The 20,402-nt window shown below is 55.4% G+C and carries 14 protein-coding genes, 1 other RNA gene and 1 pseudogene; 7 read left to right on the top strand and 9 right to left on the bottom strand.

Annotation, left to right across the window (positions count from 1 at the left end):
• Window positions 1-5 precede the first annotated feature (5 nt).
• The 4 genes from BQ7367_RS07245 to BQ7367_RS07230 all read right to left on the bottom strand — a co-directional run bounded on the left by BQ7367_RS07245 (window position 6) and on the right by BQ7367_RS07230 (window position 6,105).
• Window positions 6-3,137, bottom strand: coding sequence for an ABC transporter permease (locus tag BQ7367_RS07245; RefSeq protein ID WP_072524828.1), 3,132 nt, complete (start codon window positions 3,135-3,137; stop codon window positions 6-8).
• Window positions 3,138-3,146: 9 nt separating this feature from the next.
• On the bottom strand, window positions 3,147-3,851 hold the full coding sequence (locus tag BQ7367_RS07240) for an ABC transporter ATP-binding protein (protein WP_072524827.1): 705 nt from the start codon (window positions 3,849-3,851) through the stop codon (window positions 3,147-3,149).
• Window positions 3,852-3,988: 137 nt separating this feature from the next.
• On the bottom strand, window positions 3,989-5,239 hold the full coding sequence (locus BQ7367_RS07235) for an MFS transporter (protein ID WP_072524826.1): 1,251 nt from the start codon (window positions 5,237-5,239) through the stop codon (window positions 3,989-3,991).
• A gap of 44 nt (window positions 5,240-5,283) precedes the next feature.
• Window positions 5,284-6,105: a zinc dependent phospholipase C family protein gene (locus BQ7367_RS07230; protein WP_072524825.1), complete on the bottom strand. Its 822-nt coding sequence runs from the start codon at window positions 6,103-6,105 to the stop codon at window positions 5,284-5,286.
• A gap of 273 nt (window positions 6,106-6,378) precedes the next feature.
• On the opposite strand from BQ7367_RS07230, the gene ssrA reads away from it, so the two are divergent.
• Window positions 6,379-6,723: a transfer-messenger RNA gene (ssrA, locus tag BQ7367_RS07225) on the top strand.
• A 115-nt stretch (window positions 6,724-6,838) separates the two neighbouring features.
• Window positions 6,839-7,021 carry a hypothetical protein gene (locus BQ7367_RS14445; protein WP_159431634.1) on the top strand — a complete coding sequence of 61 codons (183 nt, stop codon included), beginning with the start codon at window positions 6,839-6,841 and terminating at the stop codon, window positions 7,019-7,021.
• Between the two features lie 12 nt (window positions 7,022-7,033).
• Here BQ7367_RS14445 and BQ7367_RS14945 read toward each other — a convergent pair whose 3' ends face one another.
• Complete coding sequence (locus BQ7367_RS14945) at window positions 7,034-9,715, bottom strand: ATP-binding cassette domain-containing protein (RefSeq protein WP_083588898.1); 2,682 nt, start codon at window positions 9,713-9,715, stop codon at window positions 7,034-7,036.
• A gap of 273 nt (window positions 9,716-9,988) precedes the next feature.
• On the opposite strand from BQ7367_RS14945, the gene BQ7367_RS07200 reads away from it, so the two are divergent.
• The 5 genes from BQ7367_RS07200 to BQ7367_RS07180 are packed head-to-tail and all read left to right on the top strand — an operon-like array spanning window position 9,989 to window position 15,771.
• Window positions 9,989-10,285: an STAS domain-containing protein gene (locus BQ7367_RS07200; protein ID WP_072524824.1), complete on the top strand. Its 297-nt coding sequence runs from the start codon at window positions 9,989-9,991 to the stop codon at window positions 10,283-10,285.
• Between the two features lie 19 nt (window positions 10,286-10,304).
• Window positions 10,305-12,056 carry an MATE family efflux transporter gene (locus BQ7367_RS07195; RefSeq protein ID WP_072524823.1) on the top strand — a complete coding sequence of 584 codons (1,752 nt, stop codon included), beginning with the start codon at window positions 10,305-10,307 and terminating at the stop codon, window positions 12,054-12,056.
• A gap of 16 nt (window positions 12,057-12,072) precedes the next feature.
• Entirely contained in the window at window positions 12,073-13,740 is a 1,668-nt protein-coding gene (locus tag BQ7367_RS07190; RefSeq protein ID WP_072524822.1) for a GH3 auxin-responsive promoter family protein, read from the top strand.
• Window positions 13,737-15,371: a PP2C family protein-serine/threonine phosphatase gene (locus tag BQ7367_RS07185; RefSeq protein ID WP_072524821.1), complete on the top strand. Its 1,635-nt coding sequence runs from the start codon at window positions 13,737-13,739 to the stop codon at window positions 15,369-15,371. Before BQ7367_RS07190 ends, BQ7367_RS07185 begins: the two co-directional genes overlap by 4 nt.
• Window positions 15,364-15,771: an ATP-binding protein gene (locus BQ7367_RS07180; protein WP_072524820.1), complete on the top strand. Its 408-nt coding sequence runs from the start codon at window positions 15,364-15,366 to the stop codon at window positions 15,769-15,771. The genes BQ7367_RS07185 and BQ7367_RS07180 overlap by 8 nt, the downstream gene beginning before the upstream one ends.
• A 117-nt stretch (window positions 15,772-15,888) precedes the next feature.
• Here BQ7367_RS07180 and BQ7367_RS07175 read toward each other — a convergent pair whose 3' ends face one another.
• The 4 genes and pseudogenes from BQ7367_RS07175 to BQ7367_RS07160 form a co-directional block, all read right to left on the bottom strand.
• Entirely contained in the window at window positions 15,889-16,557 is a 669-nt protein-coding gene (locus BQ7367_RS07175; RefSeq protein ID WP_072524819.1) for a response regulator transcription factor, read from the bottom strand.
• The gene (locus BQ7367_RS07170) at window positions 16,554-18,179 is read right to left on the bottom strand and encodes a sensor histidine kinase (RefSeq protein ID WP_159431633.1); all 1,626 of its coding nucleotides are present in this window, start codon (window positions 18,177-18,179) and stop codon (window positions 16,554-16,556) included. Before BQ7367_RS07170 ends, BQ7367_RS07175 begins: the two co-directional genes overlap by 4 nt.
• An 803-nt stretch (window positions 18,180-18,982) precedes the next feature.
• A pseudogene (locus BQ7367_RS07165) lies at window positions 18,983-19,705 on the bottom strand (amino acid ABC transporter ATP-binding protein); the annotation flags it as partial.
• Window positions 19,705-20,397, bottom strand: a complete 693-nt coding sequence (locus BQ7367_RS07160) for an amino acid ABC transporter permease (RefSeq protein WP_072524816.1) — start codon at window positions 20,395-20,397, stop codon at window positions 19,705-19,707. The gene BQ7367_RS07160 and the pseudogene BQ7367_RS07165, both read right to left, overlap by 1 nt.
• Window positions 20,398-20,402: the final 5 nt, after the last annotated feature.

Below are 20,402 nucleotides of genomic sequence, written 5' to 3'. Positions count from 1 at the left end.
GTTTTTTACTCCACACTCTTTAAAGATTCCACCATGTCTATCTTCTTCAGTTTAAAGTACATCGCTCCATTGACCAGAAGCGAGAATGCCGCTGTCAGGAGAAAGGCAAACACAAAGCTGCTCACGTCAATATTCCTCCCGAACATAACAGACTCGATCTCTACTGTCACGATTACAAACCGGTGCAGGATCCACCCCAGTACCATGCCAAACACCGAGCCCAGGATCGTCAGAACGATATTTTCCCGATATACATAAGCCGTTACCTCTTTGTTATAAAATCCCAGCACTTTCAGGGTTGCCAGTTCTCTCTTTCTCTCTGTAATGCTGATATTATTCAAATTGTACAGGACAACAAACGCAAGAGCTCCCGCAGATATGATCAGCACAACGATAACCAGGTCCAGAGCGCCCAGCATATGATCCACCTGCTGTCTGAGGTCTGTCGTATAGCTGACACTCAGGGTTCCCGGAAGCTTCAGGACTTCTTCTCCTACTTCTTCCGCTTCACCGGTGCTCCTGTCCAAAGTTTTGTATACAATACTGTTATAATCCGGTGCTTCCCCGTATACCTTCTCATAAAAGGAGGGCGTCATATACAGATAGTGTCCCATATAATTCTCGCATACCGCGCTGATCTTAACTTCCAGATCTCCTTTGTCTTCATCTCGGATGATAACCGTATCTCCCGCTTTTACACCCAGATCCTTTGCCATCTTTTCGGTAAGTACCGCTCCTTCATCATCCAGAAGATACTTATCATTCGTAATCCGGTCCTGCAGCACATTAAACTCCGGAAACTGCTCCACATCTTTCGGCACATCCAGATAGACAGTATCATACCACTCTTCGCCGTTTCCCAGAGTGATCTGAGAAAGCAGCCCTTCTGCTGAACCGTCCACCTGCTGGTTTTCCTCCAGATCGGCAAGGATATCTGCCCTTTCTTTGTCAGAAATCCCGTCCTCCAAAATAATATTGCCGTCGTAAAGCTGGATCTCTCCGTACTGAATATCCACAATGGCAAAAATCGAATCTTTCAGACCGAATCCCACAAGCATCAGGGCCATACAACCCCCGATCCCGAAAATAGTCATGAAAAACCGTTTCTTATAGCGCACCAGATTCCGCACGCTTGCCTTCCATGAAAAATTAAGCTTTTTCCAGATAAGCGGAATCCGCTCCAACAGCACTCTCTGTCCCTGCTTTGGAGCGGGCGGGCGCATCAGCTCCGCGGCCTGTTCCCTAAGCTCTCCAAAGCATGCCATAAACGTGGCGATCAATGTACTGGCAAGAGCCGCGGCGGCAGCTCCGATTCCATACTGAAGATTATAGGGCAGCAAGATCTCATTCATATGCTGGTACATGATACCATATGCATTAATAATAATATAGGGAAATACTTTCTCGCCAAAAAGGATACCGGCCGTACTTCCTGTCACGGTAGCGAGAAGAGCGTACCCCAGATATTTTCCTGCTATAGAATGTCTGTCATAACCCAGAGCCTTCAAGGTTCCGATCTGGATTCTCTGTTCCTCTACCATTCTGGTCATGGTAGTCAGACTGATCAGCGCTGCCACCAGGAAGAAGATTACCGGGAACACCTGTCCGATAGCCCTCATACGGTCAGCGTTCTCCCCATAGCCTGTATGATCCGGGAGATTGTTCCTGTCATAGATATACCATTCTGGCTTCTCCAGATCGCCGAGCGCTTCTTCCGCGTCGGCCAGCTGCGCTCTGGCATCTTCGATCTGCTGTTCTCCATCCTCGATCTCTGTCCGTGCCTGTTCCTCTCCCTCATAATACGCTTCCCATCCATCGGCAATCTCCTGGGCGCCGGACTGGGACTGCGCCTGGGCGTCAGCCAGCTGCTGTTCCGCCAAAGAGATCTGCTCCCATCCGCTGTTGATCTGAGCCTGCCCGGATTCCAGCTGGGCCCGTGCCGTATCGATCTGAGCCTGTGCCTGAGCAACCGCTGATTCTCCGCTCTGGATCTGTTGATACAATGCCTCCATCGCGGCCATGGTAACGTCGTCTGTCTTTCCGCTGGCGGCAAGTGCATTATACTGCTCCTTTGCCTCATTCAACTGATCGATCTGAGTATTCAGGCTGTCAATATTTCCATTCAACTCCGCGGCAGCCTGATCCAGCTCGGCCTGCCTGTTCTCCAGTTCCTGCCTGGAAGATTCTATCTGTGATCTTAACGACTCGATCTGGCTGTTCCCGCTGTCCAGTTCCGCCTGGGCATCTGTAAGCTGCTCTCTGGCATCGTCCAGTTCGTTCTGAGCCTCTGCCCGCCCGGATTCCAGCTCCTCTTCCGCGTCGGCCAATTTCTGCTCGGCGTCCCCGATCTCCTGTTCCGCTTCTTCTAGGATCTCATTATATCGGGCGTCCTGCCGCTCTGTCCGAATGGCTTCCACATTGTCTATCACTTCTGCCACACGTTCATCATAGGCGTCAGTAAAAGCAGTCAGTTCCTTTGCGCCTTCTACCTGCGCATAAATCTCGGTATAAACATCCAGCGCAAAACTTTCCTCCGGTACACAGACAAACGCGGAAACGCTTCCGTTCCCAACCGTAGAACTTCCCCTCTGAAAACTGATATACTGAGGACTGCTCACTGCCCCCACGATCGTAAAAGTATCTGTCTTGAGGGTATCTGTGATATCATCCTCTGTCCCGCTGGAAAAAGTAATGGTATCCCCGATCTTGAGAGTACTTTCTGCCAGAAAATCCACATCTACCGCGCACTCATCCGCCGACTCGGGAAGTCTCCCGTCCTCAAGCTGAACCTGATTCATAGACGGGAGCATAGACATCACGTGGACCACGATCTGATTATCTCCTTCTGTACAGAGAGCATCCGCGGAATATCCGCCCTCTGCTTTCTCGATCCCTTCCACTTCCTGTATAGCCTTAACATCATCTTCCGTCAGCCCCAGTGTACTGATCACCTGGATATCCATCAGATTCTTACTGTCAAAATACGCGTCTCCGGAATATCGCATGTCCGGTTCCGAGGCCCTGATCCCCGAGAAGAATGCGCACCCGATGGCTACGATAAAAAAGATGGAGAGGAACCGCCCGAGACTGCGCCGGATTTCCATATAAAAATCTTTTCTCAACGCCTTTTTCTTCATCTGTCTCTCCTACCACTCTATCTCGTCAATGGACGTCGGATGCGGATTCATCTCCATATGGGAAACCTGTCCGTTTTTAATATGTATCAGGCGGTCCGCCATAGGTGAGATGGCCTGGTTATGGGTGATAACAATCACCGTCATTCCCCTCTGCCTGCACATATTCTGCAGAAGCTTCAGGATTGCCTTTCCTGTATTATAATCCAGCGCGCCGGTAGGCTCGTCACAGAGAAGAAGTTTGGGATTTTTTGCCAGCGCCCTGGCAATAGAGACTCGCTGCTGTTCTCCGCCTGAGAGCTGTGCCGGAAAGTTGTCCAGCCGGTCACCCAGCCCTACCTCCTCCAGAACTTCTCTGGCATCCAGAGGGTTTCTGCAGATCTGGAGAGCCAGCTCCACATTTTCCAGCGCGGTCAGATTCGGGACAAGATTATAAAACTGAAACACGAATCCAATATCATTCCTCCGGTATCCGGTAAGCTGCCGCTCCGTGTATGCCGTAATGTCATTGCCATCTACAAGAAGCGTCCCGTCAGTGGCCGTATCCATTCCTCCCAGAATATTCAGGACTGTTGTTTTTCCCGCCCCGCTTGGCCCGACAATAACCACAAATTCTCCTTTATTGATAGAAAAGCTGATACTGTTTACCGCCCGGATCTCGACCTCTCCCATCTTGTAAATCTTCGTGATATCTTCCAGTTTAACAAATTCATCCATAGTGTGTTCTCCTGACGCGCCTTTCTCCATGCAAGCGAAGCGGATACCACGTATCCGCTCCGACTGATCTGTCTGTATTGTATTATATCATGGATTTCTTACAATTTGAGAGATTTCCCGCTATTTTCACACTTTTTTTAGATATGCTCCTGTTTTGCGTTCAGCCTTGCCGAATACCGGAACAGAACAAGTCCGATCAGAAACATCACAGAAAGGGCGCTGACCCCGATATTCATACTTCCGGTCAGCTGACTTAAGACAGATACCAGAAATGTCCCCAGTACAGATGCCCCTTTTCCGCAAATGTCGTAAATACCAAAATACTCTCCGGATTTTTCAGCGGGTATGATCTTCGCGAAATAGGATCTTGAGAGCGCCTGTATTGTCCCCTGGAACATCCCCACCAGTACGGCCAGGATCCAAAAATCTGCCTGTGTGTCCAGCCAGTAGGCATACACTGCGATGCAGAAATACGCCGCGATACAGATCGTGATGATCTTTTCGGGAGTCACCTTCTTCACCAGCCGGCTGAAGATCAGCACACAGGGAAATGCCACGATCTGGGTCAGGAGCAACGCCAGAAGCAGACCGGTGGTGTCCAGCCCAAGAGCCGTTCCGTACGCCGTAGCCATATCAATGACAGTATACACACCGTCGATATAGAAGAAAAATGCCAGCAGAAAAACAAAAATTCTTTTCTCTTTCGTCAATTCTGCGAAAGTATGTCCAAGCCGCTTAAAGCTGTTTCTTACCACATGTGTTCCGGCCTCGGCGAAATATTTCTGCCGGTAGGAAAAAAGCAGGGGCATGGAGGAACACAGCCACCAGGCTGCTGTGACAATAAAGGCCAGAATCATGGACGTCTGCATACTGATCCCCAGACTTCCCGCGCCCAGCACGATACCCAGGCATGCCACAAAAGGAATACAGCTGCCGATATACCCCCACGCATACCCGTGCGATGATACCGTATCCATCCGTTCCGGCTCCGTTACATCTGTGAGCATAGAATCATAAAATACCAGGCTGGCCGAATATCCTGTCTTGGCGATCACAAATACGACAAGAAACCATATCCATGACGATAAAAATCCCAAAACAACACATCCCAGAACGCCTACAGCCATCGCAATGGTAAAAATCGCTTTCTTAAAATTTCTTGTATCAGCGATCGCTCCCAGGGTAGGCCCCAGAAGCGCAACGATCAGCGTACAGACAGAAGTGGCATATCCCCAGTAAGCAAGATAATTTTCCTCGATTATTCCCACATTTTCGGCAAGATAATTAAAATAGATTGGAAAAATCGTAGAGACCATCAGAGTAAACGCGGAATTTCCCACATCATAGAGGACCCATTTCTTTTCCAGCGGTGTCAGTTTAAATTTCATTTTCTGTTCTCTCTTTCCTTATTATTTTCCGATTTCCCGGATTTTTACAGTCTCAGACTCTCCCAGTCATCTCCTGCGCCGAATGTCCGATGGAATCTCTCCGGCAGTTCTTCTCCCTCAAACAATGCTTTCTGGTACCGTATGATCAGCCCTGCTGCCAGCGGAACCGCTCCGGCATACAGCTTTTTCAGGATCTGACAGTAATCACGGCAGGCGGGATTCGGCTCCAGGCTCATGACCATTCCGTGCATGGACTGATACTGTCCGGCCAGTTTCATTCCTCCGAAGATCAGACGGCGTTTTGCCTTGCCCGGTGCCAGGAGCAGCTTATGGATACGGATCATGGATCTCAGAGATTTTACCACAATCTCCGGTGTCACATCCTCAAAAAAGGGAGCAATAACTTTTCCGTTCTCCATGGTCGGATGGATATGACCCGTAGACAGATAACGCACCGGATTAATGTAATCTTCCTTCAAAAGAAGACGGTCAAATTCCATCTCGATCTCTGAATGGCTGAGGCCTCCCTCCCGCATCATTTTCTCTATATAGGGATGACATTCACTGTCCAGAGCAAAATGACAGATAAATCCGTATACATACGCTCTCGCCGCGGCAGCGTCATCCGCTTTGCGCACGACTTCTTTGGAATGACGAAAAAATTCATCTGCCATCTTTTCGTGCAGATCATATCCCTGACTGTTAACCGGATTTTTCTTCAGCGCATTATAATAAAAAAGAATGTCCGGTCCGTGTACCCCGATATCAAAAAGTTCCCGGTTATTCTCTATGGAACTTTTAAGCGGACGGGGAAGGGCGCCTATAACTTCTTTGCCAAATTTGTAATGTGCGTATGTTGTCGGCATATATACTCCTCTTTTCCAGGCCCTGCAAAAAGGGCAGTATTTTCTCTCAGCTATTTATTATCACACAACAGACACAAAAAATCCAGATATATGGATGCTTTGAATGTTAAATTTCTGTAGATTTTGTTAAATTTTCTATAAAATCGTCAGAAATTTCTTTGGTAAAACCATTGACTTTTTCATCGTCCCGGCATATATTATATGTTGTGTGGATATCTGCTTTCAGGATATACGCATTCTATCATCCGGGCAGCTTTGCTGCATTTATATTCCGGGCTTGTACTGGTTTCGACAGGAATCTTGAAGATGGAGAAGCTATCCGCAGGCTGATGCGTCAAATCGCGAACCTAAAATTAAACGCTAACGATAATTACGAATTAGCTGCAGCCTAAATGCTGCATGCCGCCTCTGGGGCACTCACACCTCAAAGTTCCGGCATCATCCATGTGAGAAACGATGACAGCAAAGCTTTGAGCTGTCAGGCGTATTATGAAGCTACTGAAACCGCAGGGATGTCAGTTTTCACGCGGCAGAGGGAATGAAAAAGAACTGACTATGATAGTAGAAGTACATGGGATAGGTTTTTGGACGCGGGTTCGATTCCCGCCAGGTCCATTAACGAGGCGCTATCCGAACACCGGGTGTTCGGATATTGACGGCTTAACTCCACAAAAAGCGCCTTACTTGGACTGTTTGGCAAAAACTCGATGGGTTCGAGTAAGTTTTCATAAACGTGGATTTACAGGGAAGATCAGCATCTGAGAAATTTGATGCTGATTTTTTTGTGTGCAGCTGGGCAAAAGTTGTTGATAATCTCCTAAAAGCGGTGATGGAACCGCGCCAGGTGGCAAAATGTGCGCGGCAAGCCATTAAAAGCCGGCTTGCCGCGCTTTTTCGGTTAAGACAGCAGCTCTGAGACCAGACTGTTTTACAGGCAGACGCTCAGGAAGTTTTCACCGTTTTCGTATCGGTACTCCGTCTCGGTAAAGTAACCCCGCAGCAGCTTCACGGAGAGCTCTTCGCCCTCTTCCAGCGGATTGAACGGCTCCCCTCCCCAGACGAAGCGCATCCTGGCCTTACCGGTCTCCTCGGAGTATTCGGCGGTAATGCGCAGCTCGTATTCGCCCGCGCTGCGCGGGATGATATTGGTAGCGCAAATCTCCTCGAAGGCGCGGCGCATGCTGTCCAGGCGCCGCCGTGGCATGAGCTGCTTCTCGCCGAACTGCTGGAGCTGCTCCGTGACAGCGATGAAATCGTAGTCCGGGCTGGTGATCGTTATCGAGAATACCTTCAACCGCTGGACAAAGGCACGCGTACGGTCCTGACGCGGATGCTCGAAAACCTGTTCCGGAGTTCCGTCCTCGTAGATTACGCCCTGGTCCATGTAAAAGACCCGGGTGGAGACGTCCCGCGCGAACTTCATCTCGTGCGTGACTATCACCATTGTGAGGCCCTGGGCCGCAAGCTGCCGGATGACAGTGAGTACTTCTCCCACCATCGTGGGATCCAGGGCGCTGGTGGGCTCGTCGAAGAGCACGATCTCCGGTTCCATGGCCAAGGTTCTGGCGATTGCCGCGCGCTGCTTCTGACCTCCCGAGAGTTCGTCGGGATAACTGAGCGCTTTCTCTGCCATGCCTACGGCCTTCAGCAGCCCCATAGCCTTCTCATAGGCCTCCTGCTTCGGCACCTTCCGGATCAGGGTGGGCGCGAGCATGATATTCTCAATGACGGTCAGGTGATCGAAGAGATTGAACTGCTGGAACACCATGCCCATACCTCGCCGGAGCGAGTTGAGATCTGCCTTTTTATCGCAGATATTTTCTCCGTGAACGAATATGGCGCCCTCGGTGGGATCCTCCAGCCGGTTCATGCACCGCAGCAGAGTGGACTTGCCTGTGCCGGAGGGGCCGATGATGGTGATGACTTCACCCCGGTGTATGGAGGCGTTCACATCCGTAAGCGGAGTGACGTTGGGGAAAACTTTCTTGAGATGTGCTATGCTTATCAGCTCGCCGCTCTCAAAGCTCCTCTCCGGGGCAGTCGAGACGGCCGTACTCTCAACCTCGGTCACGCCTCTGGGCAGCCTCCGCGGCATACAGCGCGGATCGACGTGCACTTCAATCCGCCCGATGGCCGCCGCAACGACCGAGGATATTGCAAAGTAAATAACGGCCGTGGCTATCAGCGGGAAAAAGGCCTCGAAGGTACGGCTGCGTATGAGGTCCCCGGCGCGGGCAAGGTCCTGGATGGAGATGTAGCCGACGATGGAAGTCATCTTTATCAGGGCCACGACCTCGCTCTTGTATATCGGCAGTACATGACGGACGGCCTGGGGCAGAATCACGCGGACAAAACTTGCGGCCCTGCCGAAGCCCAGGGCAGACGCCGCCTCCCACTGCCCGCCGCCCACGGCGTTAATGCCGGTATTGAGCGTACCCGCCACGGACACGGCGAAAATCACCGAGAAGGAGATAACCGCCACGGCTACCGGCGCTATATTGCTGGAGGCAAAGATGACAAAGTTCACGATGAGCAGCACCACCAGATTCGGCACGCCCTCCATGATCCTGCAGAACACCTCGGCCGTGCCGGACACCGCCCGTCGGCGGCTGCGCAGCAGCAGACACAGTCCGAAGCCCAGGGCCGTACCGAAAATCCCCGACAGCACGGAAATCTCCAGCGTCACCAACAGGCCGCTGAGTATCATCTGCCAGCGGTTTTCACGGATGAAGGTCTTTTCAAAGTTGGACACGATCCCGTCCCAAAAGCTCTCTTCCTCTGCTGTACCGGCGCTGGCGACGACCATGACGGTGCGTACCTCCTTATACGGGTCCGAGAAGTCCATGGCCTCGCGCCGCTCCTCCGTGGCAAAGAGGTTTGACATGATATAGTCCACTTTGCCCGAGGTACAGGCGGGCATGATGCCGTACCAGTCATAGACCTCGATGACCAGCTCAGCGTTGCACCAGAGTGCGAAGCGGTACATGAGCTCCAGGTCGAAACCCATCAGTTCGTTGTCCTGATAGAAGGAGTAGGGCTCCGCGGCACCGGTAGTACCCACCTTTATTGTGAACTCCGGGTTCTCCGGAGCGGGGATATCCGGCATGGTATAGTCGTGCTCCGTCTCCCAGCGGCGGTTCATGTCGTCGAGTGTACCGTCGGCCTTTATCTCGGCGATAAAGCCGTTTATGAGCTCTGCCGCGTTCGGAAGCTCCGTCACCGGGCTGATGCCTACCACCACGTCTCCGCCCTCGCCTACGACACCGTCGGGGTGGAGCGTCACGTCGCTCCTCTGCGGCTCGACGCTGCTCTCATAGGCCGTCAGGTTCATGGCATAAGCGTCTGCCTTCCCCGAGGTGACGGTCAGCAGCCCGTCAGTGGCGCTGTTTACATACACGATCTGTGCCTCCGGATATGCGCTGCGGGCGTCGCTTTCGGTGGTTGTGCCCACCTCGGCGGCGATTATGACGTCCGAGAAATTCAGGTCCAGAGTCCCGCTGCTTTCCGTGCCGGAGTCTTCGCCGCCGCTGCCACACGCGGTCAGGGTCAGGCACAGAGCGCCGAGCAGTGCGCCAAGGGTTCTTTTTTTCCAGGTGCTGTCAAATTTCAAGCTGATTGCTCCTTTCCTACTGTAAAGCCGCGAGCGGCGTCATGTGTTTTCGGTTCAAAACGTCAGCGACGTTTCGAGAGCCATACAGAAAGAATATACCATACCCGCTACGCAAGGCCGCTTACTTTACAATTTTGTAAGGTTGCCGTGGCGTTTGGCATTTCAATGATAAGATAGAGGCGGTATATTCTGCGAAAAATCCATCGGACCGGCCAGAGATCCACGAGAAACGTCCCGGTCCGCTGTCAGAAAAATTGATGGGAGGAAACAGTCATGACCATTACAAAAACTGCGGAAAACGGCGTGCTGAACATTGCCCTTGAGGGACGTTTGGATACCAACACGGCCCCTCAGCTGGAGGCCGAGCTCAAGAACTCACTCTCCGGCGTCACGGAACTGGACCTTGACTTATCCGGTCTGGAGTACATATCCTCTGCCGGGCTGAGGGTCCTGCTGGCGGCACAGAAGGCCATGAACAGACAGGGAAGGATGACCATACATAACGTCGGTGAGACCATAATGGAAGTCTTTGAAATAACCGGCTTTGTGGACATTCTGACTATCGTCTGATATGCGGAAAGCAGCACCCATGGACGGCACGGCGGTACAGGCCGGCGGCGGCCTGAGGCAGGACGAGGCGTTTCTGCGCCGGGCCTTTCATCGCGCGCTTGCGCCCTGTGTTCTGTCCATTCTCAGTGAGAATATCAATATACTGGTGGACGGCATACTGGTAGGCCAGCGGATAGGTACAGACGGCCTGTCCGCGATAAGTTTGTGCGTGCCTGTGTACCTCATATTGTGTGTGATAGGCTCCTTTCTGGTCTCCGGCGCCGCTATTCAGTCCTCCAAAGCCATAGGCCGCCACCAGCAGCAGCGCAGCCAGCGGCTCTACCACACGGCATTCTGGACCTGCCTCTCGGCGGCGGGCCTGATGACGGCGGCGGGCCTGTTGTTCAGCCGTCCGCTCTCCGCGCTGCTGTGCCCGGACGCGGACATACGGCCATTGGTGTGGGAGTACACCTCCGTCACACTTATAGGTTCACTGCCGAAGATACTCATCTACATCCCGTTCTGGTTTCTGCGCATGGACGGCCGGGCAAAGCTGGTGGCCCGGATGATGCTGGTGATGAGCGCAGGGAATGTGGCGCTCGACCTCGTCTTTCTGTACCTGCTGGACATGGGCGTCGCGGGCGCTGCCTGGGCCAGTGTTATAGCCACGGCTGCAGCCTGCGCTCTGGGCTTTTTCTGGCTGTGCGGGCCGGGAAGCGGCTTTCATCTGGGCTGCGCCTGCATCAGAGGCCGGAGCGAATGGCGGGATATTGCCGCGGCCGGGAGCCCCTCCGCGCTGAACAACCTCCTGCAGACCCTGCGCGTACTGACGGTGAACGCCCTGCTGATGCGCGCAGGCGGCAGCGAGCTCGTGGCAGTGTTCACCGCTGTCAACTGTATCAGTGCCTTCTCCATGGCGGTTGTAGACGGCGTGCCGCAGGCCGCCTCGGCCATGCTGGGAATATACGCCGGGGAGCGCGACAACGACAGTACCTCGCTGCTTATAAGGCGTGAGGTGCACACAGGACTTTTGTGCTGCGCAGCCGGCGCGGCTGTAATCATCCCCGGAGCGGATGCCGTCGCGCTGGCCTACGGCCTGCCGTCCGGCTCGCTGAGCTTTGCCATGGCCTGTCTCGCTGTCGGCATGTTCCCGGCCCTGGGATGCAGCGTCCTCTCAGGGTATTACAACATCTCCGGGCATGTGCGCTGGGCCAACGCCATCATCTTCTGCCGCGTGTTCCTGGCAGCCGCTGTGAGCCTGTACGCGGCCCTTGATCTCGGCATGAGTCCGTGGTGGTTTCTTCTTTTCAGTGAACTGTTCACGCTGGGTGCGTGGTACCTCGCCGTGTCCCTGTACCATGCGTGGCACCCGGAGCGGACCCGCTGCCTTCTGATGGACCGCTCACTGGAGCGAAGCGGGCGGGTGCTGAATTTCTCTGTGTCCGGCAACGACGAGGATATCTGCACAGCAAGCGATAAGATAGCCGGATTTTGCAGGGATAACCGCATGGAACCGCGTCAGGTCATGCGCTTCGCTCTGGCGATCGAGGAGGTCATGACCATGATTGTCCGCGCCAACACCGGCAGCGCCGTCCGCTTCGACGTGCGCGCTTTCTCTGTGCAGGGAAACATGGGGATCCGCATCCGCTATGACGGCCGGCCCTACAACCCCTTCGACATGCGCGGCTCACGCGATGAGGAGTATCTGGGTATACAGCTCATCTCCGGCATGATGGCGCAGGCAGTGTACCAGCGTACCTTCGGTGTAAATACATTACAGCTTTTGTTCTGAGTTACGGGAGAACCACATGAACATGGACTATATTTCTCAGGGAACAGCAGCCATGAAAAGGCTGCGTCGGGCTGCGGATAAAGCCCGGCAGATTCAGCGCGAGCAGCTGCTGGATATATTGCGTCAAAACAGCGGCACAGCATACGGAGAGCGCTTCGGCTTCTCTGAGATACGCTCCACGTCTGACTTTCAGTCGAGAGTACCGCTCTCCCTGTATCAGGACTACGAGCCCTACATTGAGGCCATCCTTTCCGGCGAAAAGTGCCAGTTAACGGCCGAGGATCCGGTCTACTTTGCCATCACCTCCGGAAGCACCGGCACGCCCAAATACGTTCCAGTGACCGAGACGGACATGGCCGTCCACCGTGATTATATACACTGGGGCGTTTACGGCATGGTGAGGGATCACTTCCCTCAGCTGCCCCCGGAAGCTCTTTTTGGCAAGATATTACATGTGGGCGAGTTCGCCAGGACGCAGCTTCCCGGCGGACAGCTCTGCGGCGTGCGCTCTGCCTCTCTGTACCAGTGGCTGGACCGTGACGGCGGCTTTGACGTCTCGGATTACTGTGTGCCCAAAGAAGTCCTCTTCCCGGAGCGAGTGGAGGATCTGACATATTTAAAGGTGCGCTTCGCCCTGGCCGAACGCAGGCTGACCGCCATACACAGTGTCTTTCTCCACCGCGTGGTGGGTGTTCTGGACTACATCAGGGAACACTGGGAGCTGCTGCTGCGGGACATGGCAGAGGGCACCGTAGACGGGGGCATCCCTCTCTCCGAGCCCTGGCGGCATAAGTTGCGGCTCTGGCTGCCGCCCAATCCGCAGCGGGCCGCGGAGCTGCGCCCCCTCAGTATAAACCGGCAGCCCGGGGACATGGTACGGCGTATCTGGCCGGACATCCGCTACATTCTGGGCATCGGCGGACAAAATTTCCCCGTATACACCCGCGCCATGGAGTTCTACGCCGGATCCGTACCCATACACCACTTCATCTACGGCGCCTCGGAGGGTTTTCTCAGCATAGCGGCAGGGGTCGGCGTCCCGGACGCCTACATATTGCTGCCGGAAGCCGGCTTCTTCGAGTTTTTGCCCGTCTCAGACGAGGCAGGCACGGCCCTGACTATAGAGCAGGTGGAGGCCGGCAAGCGCTACGAGCTGGTCTTTACCAACCACTCCGGGCTTTACCGCTATCGTATGCGGGACGTACTGGAAATCGTGGGCTTTTTCGCCGAAGCCCCGGTAGTGCGCTTCTGCTACAGGCTCAACCAGGCCCTGAACGTGGCTGACGAGAAGCTCAACACCGAACATCTGCGCTCGGCTATGGAACTCTTTCAAAAACGTACAGGCAAGCAGGCCGCATTCTGTGTCCAGGAGGACTACTCCGCCCGGCCGGGCAGGTACCTCTTTTACATCGAAGGGCCCCTGCAGCCGGGAGCGGAAAGCCTGCTGGACAACTGCCTGCAGGCGGTGAGCCCCGGCTATCGAGGCTGCCGCTCCATGGGAGACATAGCGCCGCCACGCGTGCGTTCTCTGTCGTTTGGCAGCTTTCAGCGCTATGAGGAGTCTCTGGCACGCAGCGGCCGGACAATGGTACAGTACAAGCCCGTGCAGATACTGCATGACGAGGCGGCCAGGAAATATTTTGCCGCTGAAGCAGATAAATTCGAGGGAATGATGGAAACATGAAAGAAAAGCTCACAGGACTCTCCATAAAGCTTATCACCGGCGTGCTGCTGCTGTGCATGCTGCTGTGCGCCGCCATCAGCTACATGGGATACCGGGAGTTCACCACGGTGCTGGAAGACGAGTATAACCGCTCTGCCTATGAGATCGCGGAAACTGCCAAGTCCTATCTGGACTCCGACCGGCTGGAATACTACCTGGAGACGGGAAACATTGACGAGGCCTATCTGGAAATCCAGACCCGGCTGGACGCCCTGGTGGTCTCCACCGACAGCTATATCATCTATGTGACCCGGCTCTCAAACGATTACACCACCAGCACCTACATCTTCGACTCTGTACACCCGGACACGGGCTTTACACGCTACGAACTGGGCTACACTGCTAAGGACATGGACCCGAACTACCAGGAGGAAGTGGAGAAAATGATGACTACCGGCGAGCGCAGCGCGGTCTACTTCTACTCCTACACCGAGGCCTCCGGCGCGCATACTACCGCCGCCATACCCATCGCGGACTCCTCTGGGAAAATTGTAGCGCTCCTGGGTGTGGAAAAGGCCATGACCGCCCTTGAGAACGCCCGAAGCACCTATGTCTGGAACGTCATGGGGATAACGGCTCTGGCCGTGGTGCTTTTCCTGCTGGCCTACATCTTCTTCCTGCGCCGCCAGGTGGTATCCCCTATCCTCACCATCGCCGGTGAAGCCCGGCGCTTCGCCGTAGACAACGTGGCGCGGCTGGACCTGCTGGAACAGATCCGCAAGAAAGACGAGATAGGCACTCTGGCCCGGGCGATAGGCAAGATGGAGACGGACATCGTGCAGTATGTGGAAAACCTCACCGCCGTCACCGCAGAGAAAGAACGCATAGGCGCAGAGCTGAACGTGGCTACCCAGATTCAGGCCGACATGCTGCCGCGCATCTTCCCGCCCTTCCCTGAGCGTGACGAGTTCGACATCTACGCCACCATGACCCCGGCGCGCGAGGTGGGCGGCGATTTCTACGACTTCTTTCTCGTGGACGCTGACCATCTGGCCGTCGTCATCGCCGACGTGTCGGGAAAGGGAGTTCCGGCAGCGCTCTTCATGGTCATAGCCAAGACGCTCATCAAAAACCACGCTCAGACCGGCATGGAGCCCGGCAAAGTCTTTGAGACTGTGAACAACCAGCTTTGTGAGAACAACGAGGCCGGCATGTTCGTCACCGCCTTTCTCGGCATTCTGGAGCTCTCCACAGGGCGTTTTACTTACGTCAATGCGGGCCACAACCCGCCGCTGGCCGCCCTGGACGGGCAGCTCTACGACTGGCTGCCCAGCAAACGCGGCTTCGTCCTCGCAGGCTTGGAGGACATGCGCTACAGGCAGCAGGAGATTGTACTCCGGCCGGGTGACCGCGTCTTTCTTTACACCGACGGCATCACCGAGGCGCTTGATCCAACAGGCAGGCTCTACTCCGAGGCCCGGCTCAAAGCCTTCTTCAACGAATCAGAACCGGAAGATGGGCCGCTCGACGAGCAGCTTGCGCTCCTGCATCAGGATATTGCCGCCTTCGCCGGCGGGGCAGAGCAAGCTGACGACATCACTATGCTGCTGCTCAGGATAAACACGGACTATAGGAGGGACGAAAATGGCTGAGATCACCGTGACAGCAACTCTGGACAGCCTTGATAAAGTGCTCGCGTTTGTGGACGGACAGATGGAGCTCGCCGGATGCACCGCAAAGCTCATGACGCAGGTGGACATGGCTGTAGAGGAGATCTTCGTCAACATAGTGCGCTACGCCTACCATCCGGAGGAGGGAAACGTCAGTGTCTACTGCGAAGCCGGAAGCGAACCGTTCAGGATAACAGTCGGCTTCGCCGACCGCGGGCGCCCCTTCAACCCTCTCGAGCGCAAAGACCCGGACGTGACGCTTCCCGCCGGGCAGCGCCAAATTGGAGGACTGGGCATATACATGGCGAAGCAGCTGATGGACGAGATAGAATACGAGTACCGCAACGGGCAAAACATCCTGACCCTGCGGAAAAAGGGATAGGCGCCGCGTCCTTTCCCTCAGCAGACATCGAACAGGGGAGATTTTCTCTCCCCTCGTGCGCCACCGGACGTGCCGTTCGGCATACAGCGCGTTTATCAAGTAGTTGCCGCCCGGGCATCATATCTGTTCAATCGTGTAGCCATCCCCGCGTTTGGAGGAGATCTCGATGCGCGACTCCTCGCTGTTAAGCTTGCGCCGCAGCCTGGAAATAAGCGTCCATAGAGCGCGGTTGTCATCCTCCGAGTCTATGTTCCATACCTCACGCAGCACCTGCTGCTTGGAGACGGTCTTCTCCGCATTGCGCACGAGCAGAAGGAGCACGGCGAATTCCTTCTGCGTCAGCTGCAAATCCGTGTCCCCCAGGTATCCGCAGCCGGAAAAGGTGTCCAGCCGAAGGCTGCCATATTTGATGTACCGGTTCTTCATACTCTCCTGCCTCAGCCGGGCCTCAACCCGCGCGACCAGTACCTCCAAGTCGTAGGGCTTTGTCAGGTAGTCGTCACCGCCCGCTCTCAGGCCCTCCACCACGTCACGGCTCTCACCCAGAGCGCTCAGGAACAGGATCGGGACGTGATACTGCTCCTTCAGCTCCCGGCACAGCTCCACGCCATCCCCATCGGGCAGCATTATGTCCAGTACCACCAGATCCACAGGGTGCCAGCGCAGAGCCTGACGGCACTCCCGCGCCGTGGCGGCCTGGAGGATCTCATAACCGTACATGGTAAGTGTCTCGGCGTTTATCTTCATAATATGGGGGTTGTCCTCTACCAGGAGAATCGTACTCATGTCTGCGCCTCCCTCTTCATCACTGTGAATGCGAACACCGTACCCTCCAGACCGGTGCGCTCCACCTCCAGTCTTCCGCCGTGGGACTCCACCGCCTCCCGGCAGATGGCCAGGCCCAGTCCGCTCCTTCCGTCTCCGCTGTAGCCCTTTTCAAATATATGCGGCAGTGTCTCCGGATCTATGCCGCTGCCCGTGTCCTCCACCCGGAATACCACGCAATCCTGGCGCTCCCGGTCCGTGGCACTGATGGTTATCAGTCCGTCCTGTGTGTGGCGGCTGGCGTTGGTCACCAGGTTTATAAAGATTTGCAGCAGCATCTCCGCGCTGCCGTATATGTCCGGGCAGTTTTTGCCTTTTATCTCCAGGCTGTTGTTGTTTTTCAGGCACATGGGCGTACAGATGGCCCGGATGCTGTCGAGCAAAGGTCCCACCTCGACCGCAGCGAACTTGGCCTCGCTCGTCCTGCCGTAGGAGAACTCCAGCAGCTTGGTGACCATGTCCGACAGTCTCAGTGCCTCGTTGCGTATGACCCTCAGATTCTCCGGCGTTTCGCTGCTGATATTGCCGCTGGACATCTGCAGGCCAGTCAATTGAGCATAGCCGGAAATCACTGTTAAAGGCGTCTTCAGCTCGTGGGCGACCTGGTGCAGGAAGTCCAGATTCATGGCGTTCATACTCTCGAGCATCTCGCCGTGGCTCCGGCTCTCGGCCAGGGCAATCTCCTGCGCTCTGACCCTCAGGCTGATTGCCGCCGCCATGAGCAGGTCAAACACCAGCATGCCCCAGGGCATTATCCCATAGCGGCTGACAGCCGAGCTGCTGTTTACGAAAAGTGCTTCCAGCAATATGGAGATGATAATGACCGCCGCACCGCACACCGTCAGCACGTCTGCGGCATCAAACGTCTTCCGGCGAATATAATATCTGACGATGCTCCACGCAAGGTACAAAAGGTAAAACAGGGCACAACACCACGCGGCCGCGCACACCGTAACCAGCCATATCGTGGGCACGACGGCGATAAGAACCGCCTCGATTACCATGACAGCCGTGTGTACAAGAGCCGGGAGCTTTTTGACCGCGCCGCGGTACATGCTCCCAAGCAGCAAGAGCACCAGCCCCGGCAGCAGGCTCGTCACGCCCATGAAAACACGATAGGCAAAATACCAGGAGGTGTCCGGCGACAGGGCGTGGACAACCAGAAAATTCTGATCCCGCAGCGCCATCATCATACAGCAGACGGCCAGAAGCAGAAAAGAAATGCGCCTCTGTACCGCGGCACAAAGCAGGAAGTACATGAAAAGCACCAACAGCCCGCCGCTGATGCTCAGCGAAACCAGAGCATTCCCCGCCTTGAACTCCTCCATGTTCTGGGGCGCGGAGAGGTAGGTAGGCTGTATGAAGCCGCCATCCCGGTGGACGAAGTTGGAAAACTGATATATTATCTCTATCTCCCCCGTCTCCCCGGAGTAGAGCGGGATGGTCATATAGCCAATGCGGGGCACGCTCCCATCGGCGTTGTCTGCCACTGTGCCGAAAGAAGCGGCCTCCACGCCGTTTACAAACACCCGGGTACTATAGTCGATGGAGTAGGAACAGAGGGTGTAATACTGCTCCGGCAAAGCCTTGATGACGAGGCGGTATGTACCGTACTGGGAGTTGCTCCCGTCCCCGGAGTCTGCTGTCGCCTCTCCGGCGGCGAAGTCCTCGGAGGTGTAAAGGACGCCGGGGTAAAAGTCCCAGTTGTTCTGGACATTTACGACCTCCCGGGACAAATCCACGCCGGTGATGTCCAGAACGCCGTCGACCGGGCTGAGCGTGCGGAGCTGCCCCGGCATCCTGCCGAGGAAGAGCTGCATCATCATCACGACCAGCCCCACGGTGGCCGCCGGGATAAGCCACTGCAAGCAACGCCTTTGGGCTTTGTCCTTCCGCACCTGGCGCGCACCTCCTTCCATCTGTCTCCACCGGCGCTTGTGCCAGGCACGCGCCGGCGCTGTATGAGACAATTATAGCTTTTCATCCTCCGCTTTTCAACAGGCGGAGCCAGCTTGTGGCGGAGCCAGCTTGCTTACAGGCAGAGCCGTACGCTGTTTCCCTCGCGGACGATATTCGTGCAGACCGCCTTGAGCATGTCCAGCGAAAGGCTGTCCTCCCCCTGCAGCTCCATGGAGAAGTCCTGGTCCGCGAAAGCGGTTACCGACAGGGTGCTGTCCTTCATGCTGTACTCCACGGTCACGTCTATGGCGATGCGCTCGCCCTTCATTTGTGGGAGCATGATGTTTATAAGCAGCTCCTCGAGCACAAGCTGCACCCGGTAAATCTGCTTTTCTGAAGCGAACTGCCGACGGCAGAACTCTACAACGGCGCCGTTGAGGCCGTAGATATCGAAGTCACGCTCGGTGACAGTCTGCCGGTAGGTCTTGAGCCGGTTTATGAAGGCCTTCGTCCGCTCCCGCTTGGGCGCGTCGAAAACCTGTGACGGCGGGCCCATCTCGTAGATGCCCTTTTCGTCCATGTATATGACCCCGGAACTGATGGCCCGGGCGAAATTCATCTCGTGCGTGACTATGATACAGGTCATGCCCCGGTTCACCAGCCGCCGGATGACCGCCAGCACCTCGTCCACCATAGTGGGATCCAGGGCCGAGGTAGGCTCGTCAAAGAGGATAATCTCCGGCTTCATGGCGATGCAGCGGGCTATGGCGGCGCGCTGCTTCTGACCGCCGGAGAGCTGGGATGGCATGTAGTCGGCCCGTTCCACCATGCCCACCTGGCCCAGGCAGTCCATCGCCAGCTCCATGGCCTCCTGCCTGGACAGGCCCCGGAGGTGCATGGGGGCCATCATGACATTCTCCAGCACAGTCTTGTGAGAAAAGAGATTGAAGGTCTGGTACACCATTCCCATCTTGCGCCGTATCTGGTCCAGCGGCGCACCCCTGGCGGTAATCTCCTGACCGTCTATGTACACTCTGCCCGCGCTGGGGCGCTCCAGCAGGTTGATGCAGCGCAGGAAAGTACTCTTCCCGCAGCCGGATGGACCGATAACGGAGATACAGTCTCCCTTTTCAATGTCCACATTTATGTCCTGAAACACCAGGTTGCTGCCGAAGCTCTTGGCAAGGCCCTCAATATGTATGACTGACATCACGCCACCTCCTTGTATGTGAGATGCTTGCTGCGGTCTGCCAGACTCAGCATGCGGTTGGCGATATAGCCCAGCAGCAGATAGACAACCGAGGTTATCACAAGGGAAATTATAGGATCCATGGTGCGTGAGGTTATGACCGTGACCGCCCTGGTCATATCCTGGACCGCCAGCAGGCTCACCACGGATGTGTCCTGCATGGTCAGTACGAACTGTGTCCTGTACAATGGCATCACCTGGTGCCGGGCCTGCGGAAACACTACCCGGAAAAACGCCTGCCACTTGGAATAGCCCAGGGTCCGCGCCGCCTCGATTTCCCCCACGCCCACAGAGTCCACCGCCGAGCGGAACATCTCCGAGAGGTGGGCCGCACATTTGAGCGTAAAGGTAATAATGGCGATCGTCTCAGCGCTGAAGCTGGTATCGGCCAGTATCAGGTAGGCGAAGACCATCAGCAGCACGAGCGGCGGCAGCTTCACCATGAGGGCAGTGACCGTGTTGCAAATGCCCCGGATCACCCTGTTCCGGCTCCCCTTTCCCGCGCAAAAAGCCATACCCAGCATGGTGCCCAGCACAAAAGAGGATATGGTCAGCAGCAGTGTGACCCACAATCCGGACAGTATCAGCATATACCGGTCCTCGTAGATGAGATTCATGTAGATGGATCTTTTCAGGTATTCAATCAGTTCCATTGTGT

It is taken from the genome of Clostridium sp. Marseille-P3244 (genome assembly GCF_900120155.1).
Classification (GTDB): Bacteria; Bacillota; Clostridia; order Lachnospirales; family Lachnospiraceae; genus Mediterraneibacter.
The sequence above is the reverse complement of the archived record's forward strand: the minus strand, read 5'-3'. Positions and strand labels throughout refer to the sequence as shown.